The organism is Phaeobacter sp. HS011 (assembly GCF_018101215.1).
GTDB classification, from domain to species: domain Bacteria; phylum Pseudomonadota; class Alphaproteobacteria; order Rhodobacterales; family Rhodobacteraceae; genus Phaeobacter; species Phaeobacter inhibens.
Genome location: NZ_JAGEUF010000005.1, coordinates 367,967 through 394,724, shown reverse-complemented (window position 1 = coordinate 394,724; position 26,758 = coordinate 367,967). Strand labels below are relative to the sequence as shown.

Genomic DNA, 26,758 nt, shown 5'->3' with positions numbered 1-26,758 from the left:
GAACCAATATGCAGGACAAAGACCAAAACCGTTTTACGGAGTCTCGGTCATTCAAGGAGGAATAGCTTTTTCTTCCGAAATGGGGTGAAACCCCCTAATTAGAGACTGTCCAGTATCTTCTCCGCGCTTATGAGATACTCCTGTTGTTTGTCCGCGGACATTCGGTCCCAGGTTCGATAGGGTTGCATAAGGCGCGGATTCTTTGACAGCTTCTCACGGTTGCGGATCAGGAAATCCCAGTAAAGGGGGGTGAACGGGCAGGCCTTTGGGCCGGTTTTCTGTTTCACATCGTAGGCACAATTCCTGCAGTAGTTCGACATCTTGTTTATGTAGTTGCCACTGGCGGCATAGGGTTTGGAGCCTAGAAGGCCACCATCGGCAAATTGGCTCATACCGATGACATTTGGGGCTTCGACCCATTCATAGGCATCGGCATAGACGGCCAGATACCATTCATGAACCTGATGCGGGTTGATCCCTGCCAACATTGCGAAATTTCCGGTGACCATTAGACGCTGAATATGATGGGCATAGGCTTCGTCCCGGGTCTGAGTGATGGCGGCGGCCATGCAGGCCATGCCGGTCTCTCCGCTCCAATAAAAGTCCGGCAGATCCCGTCTTGCGCCGAGGGCATTTTCGCGGGTGTATCCAGGCATCTTTAGCCAGTAGATTCCGCGCATGTACTCGCGCCAGCCGATAATCTGACGAATGAAGCCTTCAACCGCGTTGAGTGGTGCATGGCCCTCATAATAGGCGCGTTCGGCGCTGCGGCAGACCTCAAGCGGATTGAGCAGGCCGATATTGATGTATTGAGATAATAGGGAGTGATAGAGAAACGGCTCTCCGTCCAGCATCGCATCCTGATAATCACCAAACAGCGGTAGCGCCACGTCGATAAAATGATCAAGTGCCTTGAGAGCTGCTGCCCGGGTGACCGCGAACCAAAACGGTGTCAGTCGCCCGAAATTTCTGGGAAACCTCTGCTCCACCAATTCCAATACGTCTTGCGTGATACGATCCGGATCGCAGCGCATTGGCTTGGGCATGAACATGTCGTTCTGCGCCGGTTTGCGGTTCTCTGTGTCATAGTTCCACTTACCGCCCTCAGGGGAGTCACCTTGCATCAACAGGCCGGTTTTGCGCCGCATGTCGCGATAGAAATATTCCATGCGCAGCTGCTTGCGCCCCTCCGCCCAACTGCGAAACATGTCGTGGCTGGCCAGAAATCGGCTATCATCCAACATGGTCAGCCTGGCCGGTCCAGACCATCTGTTCAGTGCCTCTTTGAGGCGATATTCTCCGGGTTCGGTCACAAGCACTTCGGTCACGGTGAACTGCTCCAAAGCCCGGTCCAATTCTCCTGTAAGGCTGCCGGAATTGTCTGGATCATCCAGATGGACGTACTTCAGATCCCAGCCCGCAGCGGTAAGCTCATCCGCAAAGTGCCGCATGGCAGACAAAACAAAAGCGAGCTTTTTCTTGTGATGAGGGACATAGCTTGCCTCCTCTGCGACCTCGGCCATCAACAGACGGTCTTTTTGAGGATCACCGACCTGGAGTGAAGGGAGATCATGTGACAGCTGATCACCCAAGATCAGAATGATCCGGCCTGGTTCACGGCTGTCTTGAGGTGTCGTGTGGTTGCTCATGTCCGGTACTCCGCTGATCTGCCAGCAGATAGCGTAGCCGGAGGTGCTGACAACGCCTGAGGGGTTGAGACACAATGATGTAAGGCTCATACCCTGTGTTAGAGTCTAATATTCTGAAACTGCGAAACCTCGCGGTATTCCTCCCGCCTCAAGAGGCTTGGCTATAGCGCACGCCCTCCGGTTTGTGAGCGTCAAACACACTTGCAATAATCCGGGTCAGGGCGCGGCCTTCGGCTTCGATGACTAGGGCCTCATCCGTTAACGTGACCAGATCGCCATAGGTCGTCATAACAGCCTTCAGATCAGCGGTCAGCTGTTGGGTCTGTGATCCGAACCGGTGCTGCAGTTCGGTACGGTCCAGACGGAAATCGCACATCAGCATCTCAATGGCACGGGCGCGCATCTTGTCGATCAGAGTGAGCTGATGACCGCGTGTCCCGGCCAGATCACCCGCTTCGATTCTTTGAATGTATGCGGCCGTAGCCGCTGCGTTTTGCACATAGCCCCCGTCGAAGCGCGAGATTGAGGAGGCACCAACACCGATCAGCGTCGGGCAGTGGTCATCTGTGTAACCTTGAAAGTTTCGCCGCAGATGCCCGCTATTGCGGGCCAAGTTCAATCCATCCTGCGGGCGCGCAAAATGGTCGATGCCGATATTCGCAAATCCGGCAGATTGGAATTTTTGGGCAGCCAGCTCTGCCAGATGATACCGGGTCTCGTCACCAGGCAGGGTGGTATCATCAATCAGCTTCTGCCGTTTGGCCACCCATGGGACATGGGCGTATCCAAAAAGAGCGACCCGATCCGGCGCCAATGTCAGCACCTTGTCCACAGTCTCGGCAATACGCGCGGCATCCTGATGCGGCAGGCCGTAGACAAGATCGGTATTCAGTGAGTGAATGCCTGCCGCACGCAGATCTGCAACGCAGGCGGCAGTCACGTCAAAAGGTTGGATCCGGCCGATTGCGGTCTGCACCTCCGGATCAAAATCCTGAATGCCGATGCTTGCCCGGTTCATACCTTCTTTTGCAAGGGCGGCGATCTTTTCACGATCCACCATTGTGGGATCGATCTCGACCGAGAATTCCCAATCGGTAGTCGGGGGGACCGCAGATTTTATCGATTGGGCCAGCCGGTGGATGAGGGCCGGGGGCAGGATTGTTGGTGTGCCCCCCCCCCAGTGCAGACGGCCCATTCGCAGCCCTTCGGGAAGAATGTCAGCGAGTAGGGAGAGCTCTTTTTCAACAGTGCCAATATAGCTTTCGACGGGGCTAAGGGTTTGCGTGCCTTGGGTTCGGCAGGCACAAAACCAGCACAACCGCTCACAAAATGGGATGTGGATATAGACCGAGACAGGCACTGTAGGATCCAGTGTCGTCAATTGGGCCTTTTGAAAGGCAGAACTCACCGCCGTGCTGAACACTGGGGCGGTGGGATAAGACGTGTAGCGGGGCACGCGGCTGTCAAAAAGTCCCAGCGCGCGAAGGCGGTCAATCTGTTTCATATCGCCAGATATGACCGATTCCGGGCAGTGTGACTTTGCGCGAAATCAAATGTTAGAAGGGTAAGGGCGAGACGCCGATCACCTGCTCATGCAGGTGTAGCGCGCCGATCCAGAGCAGCAGACCTATTGCAGTGCGCACACAGAGCCCGCGCAGATGTTGTCGCCGCCAGTTCGGATCACCTATTGGCCCGAGGGAAAACAGGACGGTATGGGCAAAATACGCTGCCGCCCCCGGACCTAGGGCAGTTGTTGCTTGAGCGTCGAAGAGTAGGACCGCAGCGCTTGCAAGAAACAACGACCCGCCAAAAACAATGGCATGAGCCAGATCGCCATTGGCCAAAAGATGTGACAGCGACCAAAGCAGCAGAGCCAACAGGAGCGGGTGGCGGCTAAGCGCGGCTCGGCCAAGGTCACCCTGTGTCGGATCGGCGGTACGCTTTCCTCCCAGTGTGTAGGGGGTATCCACCCCCATGCCCCAGACTGCCAGTACAAAGGCCACGGGCATTGCCAGCATAGGCGCCCAGCGGGCCCAATCGAGAGGTGGCCAAAGTTCAACATAGGGCGCCTGCGCCGCCGCGACGATCACCCAGCCAAACAATACCAACGACAATAGCCCGTAGGCCGAGAAATAAACCTTGCGCCCGAGGGATGCGATCATCCGCCCGCGCAGATCGGCGAGCCGCGGCAAAAAGTGACTGACGGTGAACACCGTCATAGCGAGGGCGAAGCCCGTCCAACCGGTTGCCATCTATGATCTCCTCGCCCGGCGAAAACGGTGTGACTGCGCGCGGATCATTCTGTCTGCTTCTGTGGCGGATCCAAAGTGTGAACTGCGTCAGGATGCGCCATCGCGAAGGCCGGGTTCCCAGCGCAGGTAGTCTCTATCGTCACGAGACGTGGGAGATCATCGAAATTCACCCCCCACCGGCGTGCGTTGTAGAGCTGCGGTATAAGACAAAGATCTGCAAGCCCCGGATGATCGCCAGTGCAATAGGGCGCAACGGGATGTTCCTCCAGCAGTGTGTTAAAGGCAACAAGCCCCGGACGAATGAAATGTCGCATCCAGTCGGCGGGCATGTCGACAGGTTGCGCGGCTGGGGAGGCAGCGGATCCCGTGCAAAGACCACTGGCATGGCGGGCAACTTTCAGATTGCAGACCGGATGCAGGTCGACGGCAATGGCGTGAGCCAAGGCTTGAGCCGTGGCGCGCTCTGCCGGAGTGCGAGGCAATAAATCCAGATGCCGGGTCTGGTCCAGATAGTCTAGAATAGCCAGTGACTGCGTCAGCCGTAGTCCGTCGATCTCCAGCACAGGCACCAGGCCTTGGGGGTTGCGGGCCAGATGGTCGGGGCTGACCTGCTCTCCCTTCACCAAATCGACCGTTACGGCCCGATAGGCGATACCCGCCAGGTTCAGCGCAATGCGGACCCGGTAGCTGGCCGATGATCGCCAATAGTCATATAATATGACGTCAGACATTCCGGTTCCCCTACATCGCGATAGTCATAGACAACAGTACAGCCCGTAGGCCTAAACATTGTTCAGCTCCTTGGCATGCAGCCAGTCGGCATGTTTTGGGGCCTTCTTGGTCTTTGACCAGTCCTCCAGCATATCCCATTTTACGGCGTTCAGGCGCTGAAGAAGAGCCTCCTCTTCGGGATCAGGGCAGGCCAGTTCAACCCGGTGACCGTTCGGATCGAAGAAATAGATTGAGTGAAAGATGGAGTGGTCGGTCACACCCAAAACCTCAACCCCGTTGGCTTCCAGATGCTCTTTGAACTCAATCAGTGTGTTGCGGTCTTTCACCTTGAAGGCGATGTGCTGCACCCAGATGGGGGTGTTGCGGTCGCGATCCATTTCCGGTTTGGTCGGCAGCTCAAAGAAGGCCAGCACGTTGCCGTTACCCGCATCCATAAAAATATGCATGTAGGGGTCCGGCTCATGGGTAGAGGGGACATGGTCCTCGGCAATCGCCAGGACGAAATCCATGTTCAGCATCTTATTGTACCATTCAACCGTCTGCTTGGCGTCCTTGCAGCGGTAGGCGACATGGTGGATTTGCTCGATTTTCATGTGTCAGTCTCCCCTTGCGGTAGCGCAGCAGCTGCCAGCGCTTGTGTCAGGATTGCGCGCGTTCCAATATGGTTCGCCAGCACCAGTACCAGACGCGCGTTCAACGCATCGCTTTGGCTCTTGGTCAGCCCCTCATGGGCCGCGAGCAGATCCGCATAGAAGTCATCGGCCCTTTCGATGTTGGGGGCCAAAATCAGATGTTCAGGATCGGTGCTAAGAGCGTTCATACCGAGGTCTCCTTGCCAATCGCGCGGCGCAGGGCTGCACGAAATTGGTTTTCGTCAAAGGCCGGGCGCCGCGCCGCTACGTGCTGATCGGGACGGATCAGATAGACGGCACTAGTTTCATCGCCGAGGTAACGCTCGCGCAGGGTTCTGGTCGTGTCGTCTTTGGTCGACAAGTTGAGCCGCGTCACCGTGATGCCCGCTTCTTCAAAGCTATCGGGGGCCTCTGCGTCGATGGTCAGCAGGGTAAACCGGTCTGCCAGTTGGGGCAGCAGATATCCGTCCGGGGTAGGCGCATCTGGGCAGGGGCTACCCGGCCTGGTCCGATGCGGCCCACGCAAGGCATCCGCCGAATTCAGCGCCGACCCCTCATAGGTGCAGGGGAGGGATAGGCGCCCAGAATTCACCAGCGGGCGGGCAAAGGCGTGATGTTCGGACAGATCCAGAACCGCGTCCCGCAGAACCCGGCTCATTTCCGACTTCGGTGTGATGAAATCGGTGGAACGGGATGAGTTCAGGATGTTTTCATCTGCGCCATGGACGCGTTCGCGGTCATAACTGTCCAGCAGGCTCTCCGGCGCCTTTCCCTCTAGCACCAGTTTCAGTTTCCAGCACAGGTTATCTGTGTCCTGCAAACCGGAGTTGGCCCCCCGGGCGCCGAATGGTGACACCTGATGTGCGGCATCGCCTGCAAAGAGCACGCGACCGTGGCGGAATTTTTCCATCCGGCGGCACTGGAAGGTGTAGATTGAGACCCACTCCAGCTCGAATTTCACATCCTCGCCCAGCATTTCCTTCAGCCTTGGGATCACGTTCTCCGGGCGCTTCTCTCGTTCCTTGTCGATGTCCCAGCCCAACTGCAGGTCGATCCGCCAGACACCGTCAGGCTGTTTGTGCAGGAGTGCTGATTGCCCCTTGTTGAAAGGCGGGTCAAACCAGAACCAACGCTCGGTCGGAAAGTCTGCCTCCATGATCACATCCGCGATCAGGAAGTTGTCCTCAAACACCCGACCCACGAAATCGAGCCCCAGCATCTGCCGGGTTGGGGAGCCCGCGCCATCGCAGGCAATCAGCCAATCTGCCTCAAGATTGTAAGCCCCTTCTGGTGTGTCGATCTCCAGCGTGACGTGATCCTCATGGGTGCCGATTGCAGAGACCTTGTTACGCCCACGAATCTCAATCGGGGCCCCTGCTGCCTGAAGTGCCTTAGCCCGCTGAACCAGATATTCCTCAAAGTAATATTGCTGCAGGTTGATAAAGGCGGGCTGCGCATGGCCGCTCTCCGGCAGCAGGTTGAATTCATAGACCTTGCGGTCATCAAAAAACACTTTGCCCAGGTTCCACTGCACGCCTTTGTCCACGAGCGGGTCGCAGAAGCCGAGGCGGTCAGCGATTTCAAGACTGCGTTTGGAAAAACAGATGGCCCGGCTGCCGAAGCTGACCTTGTCATTCTCGTCAAGCACCACGACCCCAATCCCCTGTTGGGCGAGATCAATTGCGGCGGCCAGCCCCACAGGTCCGGCACCAATCACGATGACAGGGTGGCGTACCGGGGAGCCTGTGTCCTGATCTTCGCTGCGCTGATAGGGGTACATGGGAACTTCAAAGATCTTGTTCATCTGGTTTCCTCCCGAAAATACATGCCGTAGGGCAAAGCTCTCCCATGTACCGGCAGGGGTTGCCGGTATCGGATAAGAGCCTGTCATAAATTGCCCCGGCACGACACGATCTGGATCAAATCACCCCAGATGGGTCTCTGCCGGGTCTTGGATCTTAGCCCTGCAGTGCGTCCCACATTTCCAGATCGCGCTGGGCGGTCCAGATGCGTGGGGTATCGACGCCGCGGGCCTCATCATAGGCGCGCGCCACGTTGAAGGGCAGACAATGCTCATAGATCGCGTAGTCCGCAAACTTCGGATCACATTCGGCGCGCACCGCGTCCCAGGCCTCTTTCAGGGTGCCGTTGCGGGCCGCAACCTTGGCGGCAGGGCGGTAGGTGCTTTCGACGAAATCGCGGGTGTTCTCAATGGCAGCAGTGACCATCTCTTTGCCCACCAGCGCATCGCCGCGGCCTGGCGCGATGGCGTCGACGTCATAGGCCTTGATATTGTCCAGCGTCCGGCCCCAGTCGCCGAAATGCCCGTCGCCGCAATAACAGGCCGAGTGGTATTCAACGATGTCACCGGTGAACATCACGTTCTGATCTGGCACATGGATCACCGCGTCACCTGCGGTATGGGCACGGCCCAGATGCTTGATGTCGACGCGGCGGTTGCCGAGGTAAACAGTCATCGAGTCGCTGAAGGTGGTGGTCGGCCAGGTCAGACCGGGGATGCTCTCATGGCCTTCGAAGAGGCGTGGGAAGCGCTGGAACTCGCTGTCCCAGTCTTCCCGCCCACGTTCGACGACCATCGACCGCGCCTTATCCGACATGATGATGTTCTGCGCGCCAAAGGCAGATGCGCCCAGCACGCGGACAGCATGATAATGCGTCAGCACCACATGGGTGATGGGCTTGTCGGTCACGGACCGGACGCATTCGATCACCTTATTCGCCAGCCGCGGGGTGGCCTGGGCCTCAACGATCATCACAGAGTCATCGCCGATGATGACGCCGGAGTTCGGGTCGCCCTCGGCGGTGAAGGCATACAGGCCCTCGCCGATCTCATCAAAGGTGATCTTCTTTTCGGTCATGTCCCCTTGGGACGCAAAAGCTTTTGCCATGGTGGTCTTCCTTATCTTGCGTAGGGGTCTTCAAGGGCGGCCAGAACAGTGCCGGTGCAATCGCCAAAGCCGATGGTATAGCCATCGCCCTTTGCCGCGCCCTTCAGGGTCAGCGTATCGCCATCAGCGATGAAAGAACGCTCCTCGCCGGTGTCCAGCGTCAGCGGCTCCTTGCCGCCCCAGCTGAGTTCCAGAAGTGAGCCACGGCTGTCCTTGGTTGACCCGGAAATGGTGCCCGAACCCAAAAGGTCGCCTGCGTTCATCGGGCAGCCGGAGGTGGCGTGATGTGCCAGCTGCTGCGCGGCGGAGTAGTACATCTCCTTGTAGTTGGTGCGTGCGATGGTGGTCGCCTCTTTGCCCTGCGGCGCCATTGTGACTTCCAGGTCGATATCATAAAGCATCGGCCCGCAATCCTTCAGGTGGTCCAGCAGCTCCACCTCGCGCTCCGGCGTGTCGCAGCGGAACGGCTCCAGCGCCGCTTTGGTCACAATCCAGGGGCTGATCGTGTTGGCCGTCGCCTTGGCCTGAAACGGCCCTAGCGGTTGATATTCCCAGGCTTGAATATCGCGTGCAGACCAGTCGTTCAGCAGCACGTAACCAAAGATATGATCGTCTGCTTCCTGAACGGTGATCGGCCCCTCGGAAGGGGTGCCGACGATGGCGCCCATTTCCAGCTCGATATCGAAGCGCGCGCAGGGCGCCCACCGTGGCTTGTCGTCATTCGGGCCTTTCAGCTGGCCCCAGGGGCGGCGTACATCGGTGCCGGACACCACCACAGAGGAGGCGCGACCATTGTAGCCGATCGGGATATGGAGCCAGTTCGGAGGCAGGGCATTTTCCGGGCCGCGGAACATGGTACCAACATTGAAGGCGTGGTTCTTGCCGGCGTAGAAGTCGGTGTATTCGCTCACCGCAAACGGCATGAGCAGTTCGGCAGCGGAGGCGGCAACCAGCAGAGGCTCGACCTTGTCCTGTTCGGCGGCTCCTTCGGACAGCAATGCGGTCAGACGGTCGCGCAGTGCAGCCCAGACGGCGGGGCCTTCCTCCATCAGGTCGTTCCAATAGGGCACGTCGAACAGCGGCGCATCGCCCAGCTGGATCAGCCCGGTCTCCTCGGCGGCCTGCATGTCCAGGATCATGTCGCCGATCGCAACACCACAGCGCGGATCATCACTGTCGACAGAGAACACACCATACGGCAGGTTGTTCAGGGGGAAGGGGTGGGCCGTACTATTGGCAGAAGAGACCCAGGATTTCATCAAAGGCATGCGTGATCCTTTTGTTTGAGAGCCGCTGCTCTCGTCATCTTTCCCGAAATACTCCGGGGGTGAATGCGGCCCTTGGGCCGCAGAGGGGGCAGCGCCCCCCCTATTTATTTTTTGCCCGGGGTGCCGTCGAATTTCTTTTCGATGTCGGCCCAGCAATCGATGTAGTCATCCTGCAGCGGTGCCTCATTGGCGGCAAATGGGGTCAGATGCTGCGGGAAACGGGTCTCGAACATAAAGGACATTGTGTTGTCCAACTTCTCCGGACCCAAATCTGCGTTGGATGCGCCCTCAAAGGCGTTTCTATCCGGGCCGTGCGGCAGCATCATATTGTGCAGGCTGACGCCGCCGGGAACAAAGCCCTGTGGCTTGGCGTCATACTGGCCATAGATATTGCCCATCAGTTCCGACATGATGTTCTTGTGATACCACGGTGGGCGGAAGGTATCTTCCGCCACCATCCAACGTTCCCGGAACAGAACAAAATCGATATTTGCGGTGCCGGGCTGGCCAGACGGCGCCGTCAGCACGGTAAAGATTGACGGATCCGGATGGTCAAACAGGATGGCTCCAACCGGGCAATAGGTCCGCAGGTCATATTTCACCGGCGTGTAGTTGCCGTGCCAGGCCACGACATCCAGCGGTGAGTGACCGATTTTGGTCTCGTGAAACTGGCCACACCACTTGATTGTGACGGTAGAAGGCGTCTCACGATCCTCAAATGCCGCCACCGGGGCCTTGAAATCCCGGGGATTTGCCATGCAGTTGGCCCCGATCGGACCACGGCCGGGCAATTCAAACTTCTGCCCGTAATTTTCGCAGACAAAGCCACGACAGGGGCCGTCCAGCACTTCGACCCGGTAGACCAGCCCGCGTGGGATGATGGCAATTTCCTGAGGTTCAATATCGATGATGCCCAGCTCGGTTGCAAACCGCAGGCGCCCTTTCTGTGGGACCACCAGCAATTCGGAATCAGCGGAATAAAAGTAGCTGTCCACCATGGAGTCGGTAACCAGATAGATATGGCTCGCCATGCCGACCTGGGTGTTGACGTCTCCTGCCGTGGTCATGGTGCGCATACCCGTGAGCCAGGTCAGTCCCTCTGTGCCGTGCGGCACGGGATCCCAGCGGTACTGACCGAGGCTGATCACATCCGGGTCCACGTTCGGGGCGGACTTCCAATAGGGCAGATCAATCTTAGCGTAGCGGTGCGAGTGTTTGACCGACGGGCGAATGCGATAGCACCAGGTGCGTTCGTTCTGATGGCTTGGAGCGGTAAAGGCCGTACCACTCAGCTGTTCGCCATAAAGGCCGTAGTTGCATTTCTGGGGGCTGTTCATGCCCTGCGGTAGGGCACCGGGCAACGCTTCTGTTTCAAAGTCATTGCCAAATCCGGGCATATAACCCGTGTGAGGCCCTGCAGGAGATGGGGCCTGGATCATTTCATGGGCATCGACTTCGTGATTCATGATGCGCTCCTTGTTGGTGTGCTCTGTTTCGGTAATAGTTGATTTTGTAACTAACAAGGGATAGCTCTATCCCATGGATGAAAAAGATGACTTCGCGCTGCAGGATTTCTTGCCGTATCTGCTCAACCGGGCTGCGGAGGAATCCTCGCTTGAGTTTCAAAAGCACTACAAGAACCGCTATGGAATGCTGCGCAATGAATGGCGGGTGCTGTTTCATTTGGGCAATTACGGTCGCATGACAGCAACTGAGATCGGCCAGCGTGCCAAGATACATAAGACGAAGATCAGCCGGGCGGTTGCGAAACTTGCAGAACGTCGCTTTGTTCTGCGTCATCGCGATGAGAAAGATCGTCGTGCCGAGCACCTGGAGCTTACGTCGCAAGGTGAGGCCGCGTATCGTGACCTGAGCACGCAGGCTGCGATCTATGACCGTCAACTCGCGGGGCGGCTCAGCGACGGGGAAAGTGCGGCGCTGCGCCACATGTTGCGCAAACTTGCAGGAATTGAGCCATAGACATCGCCGGGCCGAGGCCTCAGATTGGACCGGCAACACAATATGAGGCCGTGCATAATGACGGATGCTGCTTCGCGCGCCACGCCGATAATCGACTGGCTCACTGCTGAAGGGCTACGAGGGGCCAGCCGTCAGGAGATGTTGCAGGGGTTCTGCCAGAGGCTCGCCGATATCGGGGTGCCTCTGCTGCGCTTCCATCTGGCACAGCGCGCCTATCATCCGAAATATGGTGGTATCGGGTTTAGCTGGACGCGGTCCGACGGGCTGTCGCATGAGTTCTATGAACACAGCGATACCCCGCGGGATGAATGGCTTTACAGCACTTTCTACTACATGTTGGAACGCGATGTTCCGGAGTTCCGAAGTAAGCTGACGGGCCATGTTCTGGAGAGATTTCCGGCGTTGGCACAGTTCAAGCAGCGCGGGGCGACGGATTATTTTGCATTGGCAAAGCGGTTCGGCGATTTTGCTGACGCGCCCTTTGACCCTCGGCGCCCGGGCGAGGGTATATTGTCCTCTTGGTCGACCGATCACCCGGAGGGGTTTACAGATGCAGATCTGGCCCTGATCCGCCAGATTTATTCGCATCTGGCATTGGCGTTGCGCGCGGCGTCCGCACAGCAGATGGCCAAAGATCTGTTGCAGGTCTATCTGGGGCGCGATGCCGGGCAGCGGGTTTTGTCGGGAGAAATTCAACGCGGATCCTCCCGCCAGATTGATGCGGTGATCTGTTACTTCGATCTGAAAGGGTTCACCCAGCTAGCAGAACAAATTCCGGGTGCCGAACTGATTGATATGCTCAACGATTACTTCGGTCTGGCTGTTGAGACGATCCAGTCTCATGGTGGGAATATTCTGAAATTCATGGGTGATGGTATATTGTCCATGTTCGATCTTGGCAGCATTGGCGAGGATGCGACTGCTGCCCTGGCAGCCGCCAGCGCGCTACAGGGGAAAATTCGCAATCGAAATATGCAGCGCTCTGCGCAAGGCGTGCCAACTGCGGATTTCACTCTTGCACTGCACGCCGGCGAAATCCTCTACGGAAATATTGGGTCTGAGAACCGGCTGGATTTCACAGTTATAGGGCCAACCGTCAATCTGACGGCCCGAATCTCAGGTATGCACACTTCCGTCGGGCGCAGCATCATCGTGTCTGAACAGGTGCAGAAAGCAGCTCAGCCGACCAGCCACGATCTGGTCTCGTTGGGGCGCTATATGCTGCGCGGTGTCGCGGAGCCGGTGGAGTTGTTCACGATCTACGAGGGTTAATTTCCGCGGCCTGTTTGGGGTAGGAATTCTGTGAAAGGTAAAATTTGCCATAATTTTCGCATTTTTCTCCCTTAGTGCTGAGAGCAAGAAAAGGGTGTGGCCAGTGGGATTCGTCAAAAAATCGCAACGCGTCACCCCGGACAGCGACAGAGCAGCAAGGATAAGACGCAATGAAACTGACACTGCGCATGACCCATCTGATAGCCACAGCGGCTGTTTGGCTCGCAACCGGTCCGAGAGCCTTTGCGGCGGGTGAGTGGCCGGATGCTGGTGGCCCCGGGAACGGCAATGGCAATGGGTGGGGCAATGGCTGGGGCAACGGTTGGGGCAACGGCGGAGGTAATGGAAATGGCAATGGCAACGGTGGTGGCCAGACGGTTCCGGAGATCGATGTCAGTGCAGGTCTGCTCGCCGTCGCTGCGGTTGCGGCAGCGCTGCTGTTGACCTGGGAATTGCGCCGTCGCCGATCCGTACAGAACTGACGCTGTCACAGCGTATCACGTCAGGGAAAACCGGGCCTAGATCAGGGCCCAGTTTTCTGTGGCAAAGGCGACATAAGCGATCAGCGCATTGGCCACCATATGGGCCACTATCGCTGCAGCGAGACCACCTCCGCGCAGATACAGCGCACCAAATATGGCGCCTGCCGCCATTCCCAAGGCAAAGCGATCATGCATCAGACCAAAGAGCGCACTCGTAACGAGGAGTGCGATGACGGCCCGCAGAATCTGACTTTGCCCCGCCATGCGTCGTAGCAGATATCCGCGAAAAAATAGTTCTTCGACAATCGGGACTAGAACCATGGTCCCGAGAAGACGTGTGCCAACCCAGAGCATATCACGCTCATCGGTGCCGCCCCGGCTGATATCCGGCGTAGACGTCACAATCCAGACGGCGGCGATCGCGGCGCCAGCCGCGATATCAATCGGCCGTGGTCGATATGCCAACTGGCGTAGGGCTGGCCAGAATACGAGCAAAGCGGCGGCCATCATCGCCGCGCGTAGCGGGTAGCCTTGCGCAGGATTGGCCCAAATCGCGGACACCAGTACACCGCTTAACATCATCACGATAAATGGAATGATGGAGGCGAGCAGCATATCAGCGCGCATCGGCGGCAGCTCAGCCGCAGCTGCGGCCAGCGCCTCCGGATTGCTCTGCAACCAGCGAGAGCGATGCGCAATGGCCAGAACCAGCAGCGCCAACAGCGTGAACATCAGCCAGCCGGCATAACTATGGAAGCCGTTAACTGCGTGCTCCGGTGCAATCCATGCGCCGATCAGGATCAGGATGGCGATACGTGCGACGTTGAATGCCCAGCTGAGCAGAAGCGCAGCTGGGAACAATACCAGCCAGTACCGTGTCTGACGGATATCCCGTCCCATCAGCAGCGCATATAGCCCCATGAATGTGGTCACGAGCGCAAAACCCTCTACGCCGGAGCATGGCTCACCGATCTCCACCAAAAACCCGTCAACACGGATCAGATGCAGCGCCGCATCAGACCAGACCGTCGCGCCGGAGACTTCCAGTACCCAAGTCACCAGAATGAATGTCACCGAGGTCAGCGCCTCGATATTCCAAATCGGCTCCATCATGCGGGTTATATCAGGCATGACCAGCGCGACCATCAGCGCCAAGGTCAAAGAGAACCCACAGCCGCGCAACCAGACCAGCCATGCTCGCAGTGGCATAAGTGACAGCACCCCGCCCAGCCCGGCTATGGCGCCACCCAGGCAGATCAGAATCAGGGTTGGTGATATCCATGCGTTGATCCCAGCGGGACCAAAGAGCGCCAGCGGGACAAGTGCGATTATTAGCCCCGAAAAGTTGAGGGCCAGCGCCGAGGGGCGTCTTGGGGCCAGTCCTATGGCTGCGGTCAACGCGTGATATGCGTTGCGCATCAGGATCAGATACAGCCCAAGCACAGTTAGAAGGGCCAGCAAGCGCCCAGCGATAGAGCGTACAGTTGTGCAGGCAAGATCTACGCCAGTGAACTTGCAATGCACGTTCGCCAGCAGCTGATAGGCCACCATGATAATAAACAGTTCAACAACTGCCAGCCCAAGAACCAGGACCAGCCGCCGCCCGCCGCGCTGAACGACCCGCCCGGTCTCGCCGGCGGTGAGGGCTTGGTCAGATATCGACATCCACGCCTGGCAGGTTCAGCGATTTCATCATGTCGCGCAGTTCCTGACGTGCGGCGATATTTGAGATATTCAGCTGCTTGACGCCAATGTCCTTCAGGTCGAGCAACGTCAGTCCACGCGGGAACAGCTCCCGAAAGACAACCCGCTCAGAAAAGCCGGGTGCGACGCGAAACCCGATCCGTTTGGACAGCATCGAAATGGCGCGTTCCATCTTCTCCTTGTTGACCATGCGCTGGGTGCCGACACGATTGCGGATCACGATCCAGTCAATCGGCTTCAACCCGGCCTGGGCTCGCAGTTGCCGCGCATTCCAGACCATTTCGGAATAGACGGAAGGGCCAGTGATTTTCTCACCCTTTTGGTCGGTATGAGCTAGGAGGTCAAAATCGACAAAACTGTCGTTCAGCGGTGTGATCAGCGTATCTGCCAGAGAATGGGCGACTTGGCTCAGACGGGTATGCGATCCCGGGCAGTCAATCAGGATGAAATCATTGCTGGGTTCCAGTTCGGAAACCGCCGCAGACAGCCGGTGGTCATAGACATTTTCGCCCGGCTGTAGGCTATCAGCGTCGATTTCAGGCAGTTCGTGCAGCGCTACCAACGGCAGCTCCAACGCAGCTTTCTCCATGAATGCCTTGCGGTTCTCCAGATAGCGCCCCAGTGACCGCTGCCGCAAATCAAGGTCCAAGGCGGCAATTTTGTACCCAAGCCGGGCCAGCGTGGTTGCCACATGCATGGAGACGGTGGACTTGCCCGCACCACCTTTTTCGTTGCCGACGACAATAATATGCGCCACGTTCACTTCCCCCAATCACTGCGCGAAATACTGCGCATCTTGGGCTGACTATACTGCCCGCACGAATCGATGGGAAGCGCGATATCCGCAGGTTAGGGCCTGATTTAGGCTCTGTAGTTTCTGCCGGGCGAACCTGGGCAATGAACTTGTTCGTTGGGGCTGCAACAAAAAACGCCGCCCGAAGGAGCGGCGTTTTCCGAAAAATAAGACCAGATCGGCTTAGAAGCCCAGACCTTCGTATTTCTTTTTGAACTTGGAGACACGGCCACCGGCGTCCATCAGACGGGTGGAGCCACCGGTCCATGCGGGATGCACGGTGGGGTCGATGTCCAGAGCCAGGGTGTCACCCTCTTTGCCCCAGGTGGAGCGCATCTTGAGGATGGTGCCATCGGTCATTTTGACGTCGATGAAGTGGTATTCGGGATGGGTGTCGGCTTTCATGATACCACTCCTTACGCTTTGGCTTTGTAGTTTGTATCTTCTGCAATCCGTGCGGATTTACCGCGACGGGCGCGCAGATAGTACAGTTTCGCGCGACGCACACGGCCGCGGCGAACGACAGTGATGCTGTCGATGTTGGTCGAATGCAGCGGGAACACACGCTCCACACCTTCGCCAAACGAAATTTTGCGAACGGTGAACGAACCGGCGATGCCGGAGCCGTTTTTACGGCTGATGCAGACGCCTTCGTAGTTCTGCACGCGCGAACGGCTGCCTTCGGTCACTTTGTAGCCGACGCGGATGGTGTCACCGGCTTTGAAATCGGGGATCTCTTTCCCCAGGGCGGCAACTTGTTCCGCCTCCAACTGTGCGATCAGGTCCATCGCAGGTCTCCTATAATTGCTCGTGGTTTTGTCCACGAAGTTTTGCGCGGTTGCGAGAGCTCTTGGTCTTCATCGGGTCCCGCAGATAGCAGCCCGCCAGAGATCACTCCGTTCTTTCCTAAGCGTGTATCGTGCATCCCCCCAGATTGCCGAAGAAGGCGGGTCAGGGATTTCATGATGCAACAGAACAGCGGTCCATAGACGCAAAAGCGAATCCAGACAGACGCCTTCTATGCTTGTTTGATCGGTGGATCAAGGGGACAGTCTGTGTTTGAGAACCGCAGATGCTGCCTTCGGATCGTTCAATCTTTTTTCTTACGGTCCTGGTGGGCCTGCCAGAGATCAGGACGGCGCGCTTGCGTGATGTCTTCACTCATTTTCTGGCGCCATTCAGCAATTTTACCGTGATGGCCGGACATCAGCACATCAGGAATGGTTTGCCCTTTCCATTCCGCCGGGCGGGTATATTGCGGATGTTCAAGCAGGCCGGAGGAAAAACTCTCCTCTTCGGTAGAGGCCTGATTGCCAAGGACACCAGGGATCAGGCGCACGGTGGCGTCGATCATCGCCTGCGCTGCAATCTCGCCACCGGTCATGACAAAATCCCCCAAGGAGACTTCCTGAATTCCATAGTGCTGCAACACGCGCTCATCGACGCCTTCAAATCGCCCGCAGAGCAGTGTGACACCATCGCAGCGTGACAGATCCTGCATCAGAGCCTGATCCATCCGGCGACCGCGCGGCGACAGGTAGATCAACGGCCAATTGCCGACAGTGCCCGCCATCGTATGCTCAATCGCATCTCCCAGCACATCCGCCCGCAGCACCATGCCAGCGCCTCCACCTGCTGGGGTGTCATCGACGTTGCGGTGTTTTCCAATGCCAAACTGGCGTAGATCAACCGTCTCCAGCTGCCACAGCCCCTCTTGCAGGGCCTTGCCGGTCAGGCTTTCACCCAAAATGCCGGGGAAGGCATTCGGGAACAGGGTCATGATTTTCGCCTTCCAAACGCCGACCAGATCCGGCGTTGGAGTCATCAGCTCGCGTGGCTTGAAAGAGGGGCGAATGGCCTTGCGGCCGTGAGATTTGTTTTGTGCACTCATGTGGTGCTGTTTAATCCAGTTAGAACGACACGCAATAAAAAGCTTTGGTGTTTGAATGAATTCGGAAATGCCCCCAATTGTAACTGCCCGTGAGTATCAGGCCGCAATTGATGCGGTGCAGGCGCGCGCCAGAGCGTTCTGGCCACGCATTGCATCGGACCTTGGTCTGGCTGCCGAAGGTGCCCGGTTTCGTCAGCTTCTGGTGAACAGCCGGTATCAGCATGTTCGCAGCGTGCAGGAGGTGAAAACGGCAACCGGGCAACGCTATGTTTTGAGAGCTGCGTTTGATGAAACCAACGCCGCGGGGCAATTCAAGTCTCTAGACAGGCATCAACAGGCGTCGGCAAGGCTGAGCGCAGTCCCAGGTGTGTCATCACCTTCGATATTGTGGCGTGATCGGGACAGCGTTGTTGTGTTGATGGAGTTTGCCGAGGGTGACACAGCGTACCGCGCACTATCGCTGAGTGAGTACGGGTTTGGTGACCGGGCAGAGGTGCTTCAGCGGATAGGGCATGCTGTTGCTGCGCTTCACCGTGTATCGGACGTTGGAGAACAAAGGTTTTGGCCCAAATCATTCCTGAAACAGGTTTCAACTCAGGCAGAAGCTGTTCGGGCGGGGCAATTTCACGTCCTGAAACCCAAAAGATTCCTAGGGCTGTGTGCGTTGCTGCATCGCGCTGGACGTTCTGCCCGCGGGCAGGTTTTTCGCGGCGCGGTAGAACACGGTGATTTGCATCTGCGTAATGTTATGATGTCCGACACCGATGTGTCCTTCATCGACTATTCAAACCACAAGGGGATTTTTCCCCACCGGGACATTGCAAATATTTGGCTATCCAACTGCCCGGATCACCTGGCAGCTAACGGACGTCAGCCCGGTTTCGGCGGTGTTGCCAGTGCGGATTGGGTGGCATTCGAAGACGGATACGGTATGCGGCTGACAGCTGATCCGCTTTTCCGGTTTTTCTTCATCTGGCGTCTGTTCAAGCTGTGGTCCGCTCTGGCGGCGAGGCCATCGGATCAACACCGGCGCACTACCGACGTCGTGGCCGGTGCTCAAAATGTTTTGGACGCTTTATTGGAAGCTGACGCGTGAATGCTGAAGCCCTCAGAACAACCCTTCCGGCGGATCTGCGATGATGCGGCCCGCTGCAAGATCTACAGTTGGCACTGCGGCTAGCGTAAAGGGCAGCAATACTGTCTTACTGTCTGCGGGGATGGTGATTTCCAGAAGATCACTGGCGCCGTGGTTCTGTACTGATTTTACGGTGCCCAGCAGTGTTCCGCCGGTGTCGTAAACCTCCAGCCCCATCAGATCGGTGTGATAGTATTCATCATCCGGCAGGCTCGGCAGACGGTCGCGCGGCGCGAACAGCCGGATCCCCTTCAGAGCATCAGCCTGTTCCTTGGTCTCGATCCCGCCGATACGGGCGGTAAACCCGTTCTTGATGGCGCGGACCAAGGTGATCGTATAGGTCTGGCTGCCGTCTTCTGTGCTGAGTGGGGAATAGTCTTCAATATCCTCGGGCATCGCACAGAAACTCTTCAGCCGCACCTCGCCCCGCACCCCGTACGAGCCGGAAATGGCGCCAACGCAAATCTGCTCAGTCATTCAATCCATCCTTTGCAGAACCGCTCAGCAGTCCAGGTACCGCCTGCGAGTCCACAGCGTTCTGTTTGGTAGTTGCGTTCATAGAGAACACCCGCGGTAAAGGCGATCAGAACAAAAACCGCAAGCCGGATCAATCGCCACATCAGTGGATTACCGGGTTTCGATCGGCAATGCGTTGCGTCGGGTTTCCCAGCCCAGCTGCTCCAGTTCCGGCGTTTTGGATATCCGCTCGGGATGGCCAACGCAGAAATATCCAATCAACTGCCAGTCGGCTGGGACATCCAAATCCCGGTTCAGCTGTTGCGGATCAAGGATCGACACCCAGCCCAGCCCCAGACCTTCGGCACGTAGGGCGAGCCAGAACAGGGTCACAGCGGTAACGACGGAGTAGCGGCGCATCTCCGGCATCGTGCCAGCACCGAGCTTGTGACCTTTTGTTGTGGAATCGTCGCAGTAGATCGCCAGCTGAACAGGTGCTTCGCGCATGCCTGACAGTTTCAGCTTGGCATAGCGTTCGGCCTTGGCTTCTGAAAAACCGGCCAGCGCCGTGGCATTTGCGGTCTCGAAATTCTCAAGTGCTGCAGCACGGGCTGAGTCACTTTCTACGCGGATCACCCGCCAAGGTTCGCTGAGCCCGACCGAGGGCGCCAGCTGAATGGTGTCGAGACAGCGCGTAAGCACTGCCTCGTCCACCGGATCGGAGCGAAACCGGCGCACATCGCGCCGGACCCGCATCAACAGATCAAGTTGCATGCGGAAGTCTTCAGAAAACGAATTGTCCCGCATGTTCATCAACTTACTCCGCGTCTGCAGTCGCTTCAGCAGCTTTGGCTGCTTTTTCTTCGGCGCGCTCCTGAGCTTTCTTGCCAGGGGTGCCTTTCTTGGGGTTGTTCCGCTCCACCTTAGCGCGAACGCCAGCAGCTTCCAACATCCGAGCAATACGATCTGTAGGCTGAGCGCCCTGATCCAGCCAGTGCTGCACGCGTTCCATGTCCATTTTTACGCGCTCTTCACTGTCTTTCGGCAGCAGCGGGTTGTAGGTGCCCAGCTTTTCGATGAAGCGACCATCGCGCGGCATACGGCTGTCAGCAGCCACAATGCGATAGAAGGGACGCTTTTTCGAGCCGCCGCGGGCCAGACGAATTTTCATTGCCATGGGTTCAGTCTCCTTTAATGGCGTTTACAGGGATATCCCTGTTATTCCTGGTGTTTCTTATGGTGTCGGATGACTTCCTGAATGATGAAATTCAGAAAAGCCTTGGCGAAATCGGGGTCCAGGTCGGCCTGTTCCGCCAGGTCTTCGAGTCGTGCGATCTGCGCGGTTTCACGCGTCGGATCGGACGGGGGAAGGTCGTGTTCAGCCTTGAGCCGGCCCACCGCCTGGGTGTGCTTGAAACGCTCGCCCAAAGTATAAACGAGAATAGCATCAAGGCGATCAATGCTCTCGCGGTGGCCTTTCAGCAGCGCCGCTGCACGGGCGACGGGATCTTGGGTCTCTGTCGTCATTTCTGACTCCGCAAGGAGATGAATGAAAAGCGCATTGCGCGGCTTTGGGTGATGGGATCAGTCAAGCGCCCAGCCCTCCGGTTTAAACAGGGGATCTGCGTAATGGCTGATTTCCATCTCGATCCCATGGATCAGCTGGCTGTCCTTCAGCGCATTCGGGGCCGGGTGGCGATAGACAGCGTCGCTGCCGTCAATCGTGTCGGCATCGTGATCCTTCTGTGCGCCCAGCCGCTCTGCCAAACGGATCGAATCCAGATTCTTCGGATCAATATAGCTGACCGCGCCATCCCAGCCGAGGGTATTGTAATAGTAGTTGCGGGCCGCGTGAGTGGCTTCCAGCGCATAGCCCTTACCAGCGGCATCAGGCCAGATGATCCAGGCGATTTCGCGTTCCGGCCAGCCTGCGGGCATCCAGCCCCCGGCCATCCCATATGTTTCCTCGGTGATCTTGTCGTGGATCATCCACATGCCAAACCCGCGCACCTGCCAATGGCCAATTTCAGCGGCGTAGAGCATCCAGGCTTCGTATGGATTCAGCGGGCCGCCCATGAAGCGCGCACGGTAAGAGCTGAACGTCGCTTTGAAGTCGGGGTAATCCACGGCTTCGGGGCCCCGCAGGACCAGGCGCTTGGTTTCGATCACAGGGATGGACGAGGGCATCAGGCACACCCTACGCTGCTGAGATAACGACAAGAGGTCATTGGAGACGCCCCGTTATCACTGGCTCGCCCAAGAGGCGCTGGCGAGGCTGATGCCGCCAGGTTCGCATGTTGTTGGCCGGGGCCAGACGGAAAGATACCAATTGCTCCGGGCGGGCGCCAATGCGCTGCGCCAGAGCGATGGATGCGGTGTTATCCTCCGGAATGAAGGAGGCGATATTGCTCCAGTTCTTTTCTCGGAAGAGCCAGTCAAGAACGGCCTCTGCGGCCTCGCTTGCGTAGCCTTTGCCACGGGCATCCTCTGTCAGGTGCCAGGAGAGTTCCGGTTCTGGCCAGCCTTTCGGGAACCATGGGCCGATCATGCCGACCGGGCGCCCGGTGCTGCGCTCGACCAGGGCGAACAACCCATAGCCGCGCAGGTGCCAATGACCGATGATGGTGGCAATCGACCACCAGAGCGCATCTGGATCGTCCGCTGCATCAATAAAGCGCGGCGCGCCAATGCGCAAAAAGGCATCATGCGCGTCGAAACCGGCCTCCGCAGGGGACACCAGTGTAAGCCTCTGCGTCATGAGGCTAGGGAAACGATAACCCGTGTCTGACATTACCACATCCGTATCAACCCCTGCCGCACAGGCCGCAGCGATCTGTTTATGCATCAAAGACAGCCCGACCATGCCAGATGCCGGAAAATAATGGGTTAAAGCACCGTCCAAGCGTGGCATAGTCGCCACAGCGGCACCGGTACGGCGGCCTGGGTGACAGACAAGGGAGAGATCCATCATGCGTAGGCCTCCATCCCGCCGTCCGCATCAGGTGCGTTATGGCGGTAGACGAGCGTATCTGCAGACGTTTCGCCTTCGGGCAAAGGTGCCTCAGGATCCTGGGTGGCCCCTAGCCGCTCAGCCACTGAGACCGATTTATCGTTTCCGGGCGTGATGTAGCTGACAAGGGTGGTCGCGCCCATTTGGGACCACGCCCATTCCAACGCTGCAGATGCTGCTTCAGTGACGTAACCGTTGCCCTCGAAGCCGTTGCAAAGTGTCCAGCCGATCTCCGCTTCGGGGTAATGGGCTGGTTTGTTGATTCCAACTTGGCCAACAAATGCGCCATCCTCGCTGCGTTCGATTGCCCAGCTGCCGAAACCCAGAAGGGACCAGCTGCCCACTTCCGCGGCAATCGTCTGCCAGCTGTCCTTGAGCGAAAACGGCCCACCCATATAGCGTGCGCGTTCACTGCCCAGCACATCGTGAAGCGGCGCGAAGTCCGACATCACGTGGTGGCGCAGCGTGAGGCGCGCAGTGGATATGGTGGGCGCAATAGTCACCTTACTTCTTCTTTCCAAAGCCGCTCAGGCCACCGGGGAGGCCGCCCATGCCGCCCAGACCCGGCAGGCCACCGGCTAGGCCCTTGCCGCCGCCCATGGCTTTGGCCGCTGCTTCCAGTGCCTTTGGATCCATCTGGCTCGGATCCATTCCAGCCATGTCGGGCATGCCACCGCCTTTGCCGAACATGCCAGACATGGCCTGTTTCAACATCTTGCCTTTACCCATCTTGCCCATCTTTTTCATGACGTCGGCCATTTGACGGTGCATTTTCATCAACTTGTTGAGGTCGGAGACCTGCATGCCGGAACCCGCTGCGATCCGTTTCTTGCGAGACGCCTGGAGCAGGGCAGGATTGGCGCGTTCTTTCTTGGTCATGGATTGGATCATGGCGATCTGCTGGCGCAGCACCTTGTCATCGAAACCGGATTCTTCGACTTGTTTTGCCATTTTGGCCATGCCGGGCATCATCTGCATCATGCCTTGCATGCCGCCCATCTGGATCATCTGCTCAAGCTGCATCTTCAGGTCATTCATATTGAAATGACCCTTCATCATGCGCTTCATCATGCGTTCGGCCTGTTCGGCCTCGATGGTTTCCTGGGCTTTTTCAACCAGAGCAACGATATCGCCCATGCCGAGAATCCGGCCTGCGATTCGGTCAGGCTCGAAGGTCTCGATGGCATCCATCTTCTCGCCCAGACCGACAAAGCGGATGGGTTTACCGGTGACCGCGCGCATCGACAGCGCCGCACCACCGCGGCCGTCGCCATCCATCCGGGTCAGAACGACGCCGGAGATGCCGATCTTGGCATCGAATTCCTCGGCCACCTCGACGGCGACCTGACCGGTCAACCCGTCAACAACCAGCAGGGTTTCACGGGGGGAGACGACATCGCGGACGTCCTCCACCTCCTGCATGAGCACTTCGTCAATCTGCAGGCGGCCGGCAGTATCGAGCATGTAGACATCGTAGCCACCCAACGCGGCTTGCTGCTTGGCACGTTTGGCAATGTCGACCGGTTTCTGTCCCGGCACGATTGGCAGCGTGTCGACGCCGATCTGGGTGCCCAGTACAGCAAGCTGGTCCATCGCAGCAGGGCGATACACATCGAGCGACGCCATCAGGACGCGCTTACCTTCTTTATCTTTCAGACGCTTGGCGAGCTTACCAGTGGTTGTGGTCTTACCTGAGCCTTGCAGACCAACCATCAGGATCGGTGCCGGCGGGTTGTCAACTTTCAGTTGGCCTGGATCCTCCGCACCGCGCAGCACGTCCACCAGGGCGTCATGGACGATTTTGACAACCTGTTGGCCCGGCGTGACCGATTTTGTCACCGCCTGGCCCGTAGCCTGTTCCTGCACACGCTTCACGAAATCGCGGGCAACCGGTAGCGAAACATCTGCCTCCAGCAGGGCGACGCGAACTTCGCGCAGGGCGGTTTTGACGTCCTCCTCAGAGAGTGCGCCCTGTTTGGTTAGCCGGTCAAAGACACCGGATAGGCGTTCGGATAAATTTTCAAACATGCCTTCGGCCTCCTATGCCGGTTTCAACGTGGGCGCCCCACATGTAGGGAGCATATGATCCATGCGCAATCACCCCCACGGGCGTAACACGCTGGTGGAGGGCGATCCCCGGCAATGGCAGGGACCGGAAGACTATAGCGGCTCCCGGATTTGGGCCATCCGTTACGCGTTCGCCTGCAATGAGTCAACCCGAAGCGCTTTGTCAGGAATGGATGGTGCGCTGCCATGCGCTGAGTGCAACGGTTGACGCAAGGTACTCCGGTGAGGGAGTATCAGGAGGCGGGGCGGGTCGATACTCATGAAGGGCAACCGCATTGCAGGCGTATGAACCGCGCCTATCGATGGCCCTTCGGTCGATCTCAGACACGAACAAAAAACGTGGGTCAGCCCAAGCCCCATTTCAGAGGCAGCTATTCTCAAGGCATCTGGTGCGGCGTTCCTGTCGTATTCCTTCATCGGGCGGCTTTGCAGCCACAGAAGGATCAGGACAGATGCGTGTTTTTACAGTTATTGGCCCCTCTCATTCCGGAAAGACCGAGCTGGCAAAAGCCTTAGCAACACTTCAGGAGCCAGAGCAGAAGCCACAGCAGGCTACAGGTGTTGCTGAGTTGAGAGCGTTTCAATTCATGGATGAATCCTGGGGCGTGATTGATATTGCTGGTGGGGTTGAGAATTTGGTGACTGCGGGGCCAGCGTTGGCTGCCAGTGATGCGGCGGTTGTTTGCGTATCGGCGGACCCAGCCGCCGGGGTTTTGGCTGCGCCTTATCTCAGGATGGTCGAAGAGGCGGGCATTCCCGCCTTTCTTTTTATCAACCGTATGGATCAGGCCGCCGGGAGGGTGGCCGATATCGTCGCCGCGCTGCAAACCTATTGTCGGCACAACATCGTCCTGCGCCAGATACCGATGCGTGCAGGGGGGGAGGTGATCGGGGCGGTGGATCTGATCTCAGAACGGGCGTGGAAATATCAAGAGGGGCAGCCCTCAGCCCTGGTGGCTTTCCCGGATAGCATCCATGCGCGCGAACGTCAGGCACGGGGAGAAATGCTGGAAGCGCTGGCCGACTATGATGACGATCTGCTGGAGCAATTGATCGAAGACCGTAAGCCGTTGACAGAAGCTGTCTACGACGTGGCCACCCGTGTCTTGCAGCATAACGATCTAATTCCGGCGCTCTTAGGGTCTGCGCTTCATCGCAACGGGATCCTTCGTCTGATGAAATCTCTGCGCCATGAGGCCCCAGCGGTCGAAGTCGCGGCGCAGCGGTTGGCAGCGGATGGGCAGCCTCTGGCAGTGGGCTGTATCGGAGATCTTGTTAAACATCTCGGCAAGACGGTCGTCGTCCGCGCGTTAAGCCAACCAGTGGGAGCCGGGGCACAGATTGGTGGCGGTAATCTTGGGGCGATGACACAGTTGAGAGGGCAAAGCGCGGTTGAGAAAACCGGCGCAGGTGCGCCCGCAACCGGGCGGGCTGCCGGCAATGGGCGCAATTCATCCCAAGCCTGTTCGGGTGACCTGGCGCCGGGCGATATTGCGCAGGTGGTGAAATCGGATCATCTGAGCCTCGGGTACGCCTATCTGGAAAACCGTGCCGCGCAATTGCCGCAGTGGGCCCAGCCGCGCCCGTCGAGTTACCAGCGGATTGTCACGCCCGTGCATGATCGTGATGATGTCCGGCTGACTACGGCGTTGGAGCGAATTGCTGAGATTGATACAGGGATGCAGATCGAACAGGATGAGATCAGCGGGCACGCGCTGCTGCACCTACAGGGGCCGCTGCATCTGCGCCGCATCCTGACGCTGCTGAATGAGTCATTCGGTATCGACGTAGGAGATGAACCCGTGCCGCCCGCCCTACGGGAGACGATCACGCGCCCGGTCACAATCCATCACCGCCACCGCAAACAATCTGGCGGAGCAGGTCAGTTTGCCGACGTGGTGCTGAGCATCGCGCCGGCCACGCGCGGGTCCGGTTTCCACTTTACCGATGAGGTCAAAGGCGGTGCGGTGCCCAGGGGCTATATTCCGTCAGTAGAGGCGGGCGCGCGTGAGGCGTTGAAGACGGGTGCTAATGGTCATCCCGTTGTCGATGTGCAGGTCACTCTGATGGATGGCAAGCACCACTCCGTTGACAGTTCGGACTACGCGTTTCGTACGGCGGGCAAATCTGCGGTTCGTGAGGCTCTGGCAGAGGCGGGGTCGGTGGTGCTGCAACCTATCATGCGGGTGGAGATCCACGTTCCTTCAGTCTTTACCGGTGGGCTAGTCCCTGTGGTCAGCGGGATGCAGGGTCAGATCCTTGGTTTTGCAGCCCACCCCGAGGCCGCAGGCTGGGATGTGTTTGAAACCCTGCTGCCGGTGGCGGTTCAGGATCAGCTTTGTAGTAGTCTTGCCAGCGCAACCCGCGGTACGGCCTGGTTCTCGAGCGGGTTCGATCACTACGAAGAGGCACGCCGCACATCGTCTGCGGCAGGTGGAGGGCGCTGACGAAATACCAATAAGAAAGCAGACGGAAGTTGATGTTCCCTCTTGTATGCCCTCGCGTTTCTCATTGATCTGCAGACAA

General features: G+C 58.0%; 28 protein-coding genes. 5 read left to right on the top strand and 23 right to left on the bottom strand.

Going from position 1 to position 26,758, the window contains the following annotated elements:
• Positions 1 to 98: 98 nt before the first annotated feature.
• The 10 genes from J4721_RS12545 to hmgA all read right to left on the bottom strand — a co-directional run bounded on the left by J4721_RS12545 (position 99) and on the right by hmgA (position 10,908).
• Positions 99 to 1,649 carry a cryptochrome/photolyase family protein gene (locus J4721_RS12545; RefSeq protein ID WP_211002775.1) on the bottom strand — a complete coding sequence of 517 codons (1,551 nt, stop codon included), beginning with the start codon at positions 1,647 to 1,649 and terminating at the stop codon, positions 99 to 101.
• A gap of 148 nt (positions 1,650 to 1,797) precedes the next feature.
• The gene (gene hemN, locus J4721_RS12540; RefSeq protein WP_211002774.1) at positions 1,798 to 3,153 is read right to left on the bottom strand and encodes an oxygen-independent coproporphyrinogen III oxidase; all 1,356 of its coding nucleotides are present in this window, start codon (positions 3,151 to 3,153) and stop codon (positions 1,798 to 1,800) included.
• Between the two features lie 52 nt (positions 3,154 to 3,205).
• Positions 3,206 to 3,901 carry an NnrU family protein gene (locus J4721_RS12535; RefSeq protein WP_211002773.1) on the bottom strand — a complete coding sequence of 232 codons (696 nt, stop codon included), beginning with the start codon at positions 3,899 to 3,901 and terminating at the stop codon, positions 3,206 to 3,208.
• Positions 3,902 to 3,945: 44 nt separating this feature from the next.
• On the bottom strand, positions 3,946 to 4,632 hold the full coding sequence (maiA, locus tag J4721_RS12530) for a maleylacetoacetate isomerase (RefSeq protein WP_211002772.1): 687 nt from the start codon (positions 4,630 to 4,632) through the stop codon (positions 3,946 to 3,948).
• A 51-nt stretch (positions 4,633 to 4,683) separates the two neighbouring features.
• Positions 4,684 to 5,226 (bottom strand): VOC family protein, encoded by a 543-nt coding sequence (locus J4721_RS12525; protein WP_014878840.1) that lies wholly within the window; start codon positions 5,224 to 5,226, stop codon positions 4,684 to 4,686.
• Positions 5,223 to 5,453 carry a DUF2783 domain-containing protein gene (locus tag J4721_RS12520; RefSeq protein ID WP_014876120.1) on the bottom strand — a complete coding sequence of 77 codons (231 nt, stop codon included), beginning with the start codon at positions 5,451 to 5,453 and terminating at the stop codon, positions 5,223 to 5,225. The genes J4721_RS12525 and J4721_RS12520 overlap by 4 nt, the downstream gene beginning before the upstream one ends.
• Entirely contained in the window at positions 5,450 to 7,069 is a 1,620-nt protein-coding gene (locus tag J4721_RS12515) for an FAD-dependent oxidoreductase (RefSeq protein WP_211002771.1), read from the bottom strand. Before J4721_RS12515 ends, J4721_RS12520 begins: the two co-directional genes overlap by 4 nt.
• A gap of 154 nt (positions 7,070 to 7,223) precedes the next feature.
• Positions 7,224 to 8,174, bottom strand: coding sequence for an MBL fold metallo-hydrolase (locus J4721_RS12510; RefSeq protein WP_014876118.1), 951 nt, complete (start codon positions 8,172 to 8,174; stop codon positions 7,224 to 7,226).
• Positions 8,175 to 8,185: 11 nt separating this feature from the next.
• A complete protein-coding gene (fahA, locus tag J4721_RS12505; protein ID WP_102873429.1) occupies positions 8,186 to 9,442 on the bottom strand; it encodes a fumarylacetoacetase in 1,257 nt (418 codons plus the stop codon).
• 104 nt (positions 9,443 to 9,546) lie between these two features.
• Entirely contained in the window at positions 9,547 to 10,908 is a 1,362-nt protein-coding gene (hmgA, locus tag J4721_RS12500; protein WP_014876116.1) for a homogentisate 1,2-dioxygenase, read from the bottom strand.
• A gap of 73 nt (positions 10,909 to 10,981) precedes the next feature.
• Here hmgA and J4721_RS12495 point away from each other — a divergent pair, with 73 nt between their 5' ends.
• From J4721_RS12495 to J4721_RS12485, 3 genes are all read left to right on the top strand, one after another.
• On the top strand, positions 10,982 to 11,422 hold the full coding sequence (locus J4721_RS12495; protein WP_014878845.1) for a MarR family winged helix-turn-helix transcriptional regulator: 441 nt from the start codon (positions 10,982 to 10,984) through the stop codon (positions 11,420 to 11,422).
• A 57-nt stretch (positions 11,423 to 11,479) separates the two neighbouring features.
• A complete protein-coding gene (locus tag J4721_RS12490; protein WP_061048126.1) occupies positions 11,480 to 12,694 on the top strand; it encodes an adenylate/guanylate cyclase domain-containing protein in 1,215 nt (404 codons plus the stop codon).
• A gap of 170 nt (positions 12,695 to 12,864) precedes the next feature.
• On the top strand, positions 12,865 to 13,176 hold the full coding sequence (locus J4721_RS12485; RefSeq protein WP_211002770.1) for a VPEID-CTERM sorting domain-containing protein: 312 nt from the start codon (positions 12,865 to 12,867) through the stop codon (positions 13,174 to 13,176).
• A gap of 36 nt (positions 13,177 to 13,212) precedes the next feature.
• On the opposite strand, the gene xrtE is transcribed toward J4721_RS12485, so the two are convergent.
• The 5 genes from xrtE to trmD all read right to left on the bottom strand — a co-directional run bounded on the left by xrtE (position 13,213) and on the right by trmD (position 17,564).
• A complete protein-coding gene (gene xrtE / locus J4721_RS12480) occupies positions 13,213 to 14,841 on the bottom strand; it encodes an exosortase E/protease, VPEID-CTERM system (protein WP_211002769.1) in 1,629 nt (542 codons plus the stop codon).
• Positions 14,828 to 15,637: a division plane positioning ATPase MipZ gene (locus J4721_RS12475; protein WP_014878849.1), complete on the bottom strand. Its 810-nt coding sequence runs from the start codon at positions 15,635 to 15,637 to the stop codon at positions 14,828 to 14,830. Before J4721_RS12475 ends, xrtE begins: the two co-directional genes overlap by 14 nt.
• Positions 15,638 to 15,856: 219 nt before the next feature.
• The gene (gene rpmE, locus J4721_RS12470; RefSeq protein WP_014876110.1) at positions 15,857 to 16,078 is read right to left on the bottom strand and encodes a 50S ribosomal protein L31; all 222 of its coding nucleotides are present in this window, start codon (positions 16,076 to 16,078) and stop codon (positions 15,857 to 15,859) included.
• Positions 16,079 to 16,089: 11 nt separating this feature from the next.
• The gene (gene rplS, locus J4721_RS12465; protein ID WP_014876109.1) at positions 16,090 to 16,461 is read right to left on the bottom strand and encodes a 50S ribosomal protein L19; all 372 of its coding nucleotides are present in this window, start codon (positions 16,459 to 16,461) and stop codon (positions 16,090 to 16,092) included.
• Between the two features lie 302 nt (positions 16,462 to 16,763).
• A complete protein-coding gene (trmD, locus tag J4721_RS12460; protein ID WP_027248507.1) occupies positions 16,764 to 17,564 on the bottom strand; it encodes a tRNA (guanosine(37)-N1)-methyltransferase TrmD in 801 nt (266 codons plus the stop codon).
• A gap of 55 nt (positions 17,565 to 17,619) precedes the next feature.
• Between trmD and J4721_RS12455 the strand changes: the two genes are divergently transcribed.
• Entirely contained in the window at positions 17,620 to 18,660 is a 1,041-nt protein-coding gene (locus J4721_RS12455) for a phosphotransferase family protein (RefSeq protein ID WP_247656085.1), read from the top strand.
• Positions 18,661 to 18,672: 12 nt separating this feature from the next.
• On the opposite strand, the gene rimM is transcribed toward J4721_RS12455, so the two are convergent.
• From rimM to ffh, 8 genes are all read right to left on the bottom strand, one after another.
• Positions 18,673 to 19,176: a ribosome maturation factor RimM gene (gene rimM, locus J4721_RS12450; protein WP_014876106.1), complete on the bottom strand. Its 504-nt coding sequence runs from the start codon at positions 19,174 to 19,176 to the stop codon at positions 18,673 to 18,675.
• Between the two features lie 150 nt (positions 19,177 to 19,326).
• Positions 19,327 to 19,968 (bottom strand): 5,6-dimethylbenzimidazole synthase, encoded by a 642-nt coding sequence (gene bluB / locus J4721_RS12445; RefSeq protein ID WP_102873433.1) that lies wholly within the window; start codon positions 19,966 to 19,968, stop codon positions 19,327 to 19,329.
• A 4-nt stretch (positions 19,969 to 19,972) separates the two neighbouring features.
• The gene (gene rpsP / locus J4721_RS12440; protein WP_014876104.1) at positions 19,973 to 20,332 is read right to left on the bottom strand and encodes a 30S ribosomal protein S16; all 360 of its coding nucleotides are present in this window, start codon (positions 20,330 to 20,332) and stop codon (positions 19,973 to 19,975) included.
• 41 nt (positions 20,333 to 20,373) lie between these two features.
• Positions 20,374 to 20,682: a chorismate mutase gene (locus tag J4721_RS12435; protein WP_014876103.1), complete on the bottom strand. Its 309-nt coding sequence runs from the start codon at positions 20,680 to 20,682 to the stop codon at positions 20,374 to 20,376.
• Between the two features lie 57 nt (positions 20,683 to 20,739).
• Entirely contained in the window at positions 20,740 to 21,342 is a 603-nt protein-coding gene (locus tag J4721_RS12430; RefSeq protein ID WP_027248509.1) for a GNAT family N-acetyltransferase, read from the bottom strand.
• 37 nt (positions 21,343 to 21,379) lie between these two features.
• Complete coding sequence (locus tag J4721_RS12425; protein WP_014878854.1) at positions 21,380 to 22,126, bottom strand: GNAT family N-acetyltransferase; 747 nt, start codon at positions 22,124 to 22,126, stop codon at positions 21,380 to 21,382.
• A complete protein-coding gene (locus J4721_RS12420) occupies positions 22,123 to 22,668 on the bottom strand; it encodes a GNAT family N-acetyltransferase (protein WP_102914378.1) in 546 nt (181 codons plus the stop codon). The genes J4721_RS12425 and J4721_RS12420 overlap by 4 nt, the downstream gene beginning before the upstream one ends.
• Before the next feature lies 1 nt (position 22,669).
• The gene (gene ffh / locus J4721_RS12415; protein ID WP_014878856.1) at positions 22,670 to 24,193 is read right to left on the bottom strand and encodes a signal recognition particle protein; all 1,524 of its coding nucleotides are present in this window, start codon (positions 24,191 to 24,193) and stop codon (positions 22,670 to 22,672) included.
• Positions 24,194 to 24,684: 491 nt separating this feature from the next.
• Here ffh and J4721_RS12410 point away from each other — a divergent pair, with 491 nt between their 5' ends.
• A complete protein-coding gene (locus J4721_RS12410; protein WP_211002768.1) occupies positions 24,685 to 26,679 on the top strand; it encodes an elongation factor G in 1,995 nt (664 codons plus the stop codon).
• The last annotated feature ends 79 nt before the right edge of the window (positions 26,680 to 26,758 follow it).

Bases quoted from the DNA above. Each gene is read 5' to 3' on its own strand.
- J4721_RS12545 (WP_211002775.1), bottom strand. From the start codon at position 1,649: ATGAGCAACCACACGACACCTCAAGACAGCCGTGAACCAGGCCGGATC.
- hemN (WP_211002774.1), bottom strand. From the start codon at position 3,153: ATGAAACAGATTGACCGCCTTCGCGCGCTGGGACTTTTTGACAGCCGC.
- J4721_RS12535 (WP_211002773.1), bottom strand. From the start codon at position 3,901: ATGGCAACCGGTTGGACGGGCTTCGCCCTCGCTATGACGGTGTTCACC.
- maiA (WP_211002772.1), bottom strand. From the start codon at position 4,632: ATGTCTGACGTCATATTATATGACTATTGGCGATCATCGGCCAGCTAC.
- J4721_RS12525 (WP_014878840.1), bottom strand. From the start codon at position 5,226: ATGAAAATCGAGCAAATCCACCATGTCGCCTACCGCTGCAAGGACGCC.
- J4721_RS12520 (WP_014876120.1), bottom strand. From the start codon at position 5,453: ATGAACGCTCTTAGCACCGATCCTGAACATCTGATTTTGGCCCCCAAC.
- J4721_RS12515 (WP_211002771.1), bottom strand. From the start codon at position 7,069: ATGAACAAGATCTTTGAAGTTCCCATGTACCCCTATCAGCGCAGCGAA.
- J4721_RS12510 (WP_014876118.1), bottom strand. From the start codon at position 8,174: ATGGCAAAAGCTTTTGCGTCCCAAGGGGACATGACCGAAAAGAAGATC.
- fahA (WP_102873429.1), bottom strand. From the start codon at position 9,442: ATGCCTTTGATGAAATCCTGGGTCTCTTCTGCCAATAGTACGGCCCAC.
- hmgA (WP_014876116.1), bottom strand. From the start codon at position 10,908: ATGAATCACGAAGTCGATGCCCATGAAATGATCCAGGCCCCATCTCCT.
- J4721_RS12495 (WP_014878845.1), top strand. From the start codon at position 10,982: ATGGATGAAAAAGATGACTTCGCGCTGCAGGATTTCTTGCCGTATCTG.
- J4721_RS12490 (WP_061048126.1), top strand. From the start codon at position 11,480: ATGACGGATGCTGCTTCGCGCGCCACGCCGATAATCGACTGGCTCACT.
- J4721_RS12485 (WP_211002770.1), top strand. From the start codon at position 12,865: ATGAAACTGACACTGCGCATGACCCATCTGATAGCCACAGCGGCTGTT.
- xrtE (WP_211002769.1), bottom strand. From the start codon at position 14,841: ATGTCGATATCTGACCAAGCCCTCACCGCCGGCGAGACCGGGCGGGTC.
- rpmE (WP_014876110.1), bottom strand. From the start codon at position 16,078: ATGAAAGCCGACACCCATCCCGAATACCACTTCATCGACGTCAAAATG.
- rplS (WP_014876109.1), bottom strand. From the start codon at position 16,461: ATGGACCTGATCGCACAGTTGGAGGCGGAACAAGTTGCCGCCCTGGGG.
- trmD (WP_027248507.1), bottom strand. From the start codon at position 17,564: ATGAGTGCACAAAACAAATCTCACGGCCGCAAGGCCATTCGCCCCTCT.
- J4721_RS12455 (WP_247656085.1), top strand. From the start codon at position 17,620: ATGAATTCGGAAATGCCCCCAATTGTAACTGCCCGTGAGTATCAGGCC.
- rimM (WP_014876106.1), bottom strand. From the start codon at position 19,176: ATGACTGAGCAGATTTGCGTTGGCGCCATTTCCGGCTCGTACGGGGTG.
- bluB (WP_102873433.1), bottom strand. From the start codon at position 19,968: ATGAACATGCGGGACAATTCGTTTTCTGAAGACTTCCGCATGCAACTT.
- rpsP (WP_014876104.1), bottom strand. From the start codon at position 20,332: ATGGCAATGAAAATTCGTCTGGCCCGCGGCGGCTCGAAAAAGCGTCCC.
- J4721_RS12435 (WP_014876103.1), bottom strand. From the start codon at position 20,682: ATGACGACAGAGACCCAAGATCCCGTCGCCCGTGCAGCGGCGCTGCTG.
- J4721_RS12430 (WP_027248509.1), bottom strand. From the start codon at position 21,342: ATGCCCTCGTCCATCCCTGTGATCGAAACCAAGCGCCTGGTCCTGCGG.
- J4721_RS12425 (WP_014878854.1), bottom strand. From the start codon at position 22,126: ATGATGGATCTCTCCCTTGTCTGTCACCCAGGCCGCCGTACCGGTGCC.
- ffh (WP_014878856.1), bottom strand. From the start codon at position 24,193: ATGTTTGAAAATTTATCCGAACGCCTATCCGGTGTCTTTGACCGGCTA.
- J4721_RS12410 (WP_211002768.1), top strand. From the start codon at position 24,685: ATGCGTGTTTTTACAGTTATTGGCCCCTCTCATTCCGGAAAGACCGAG.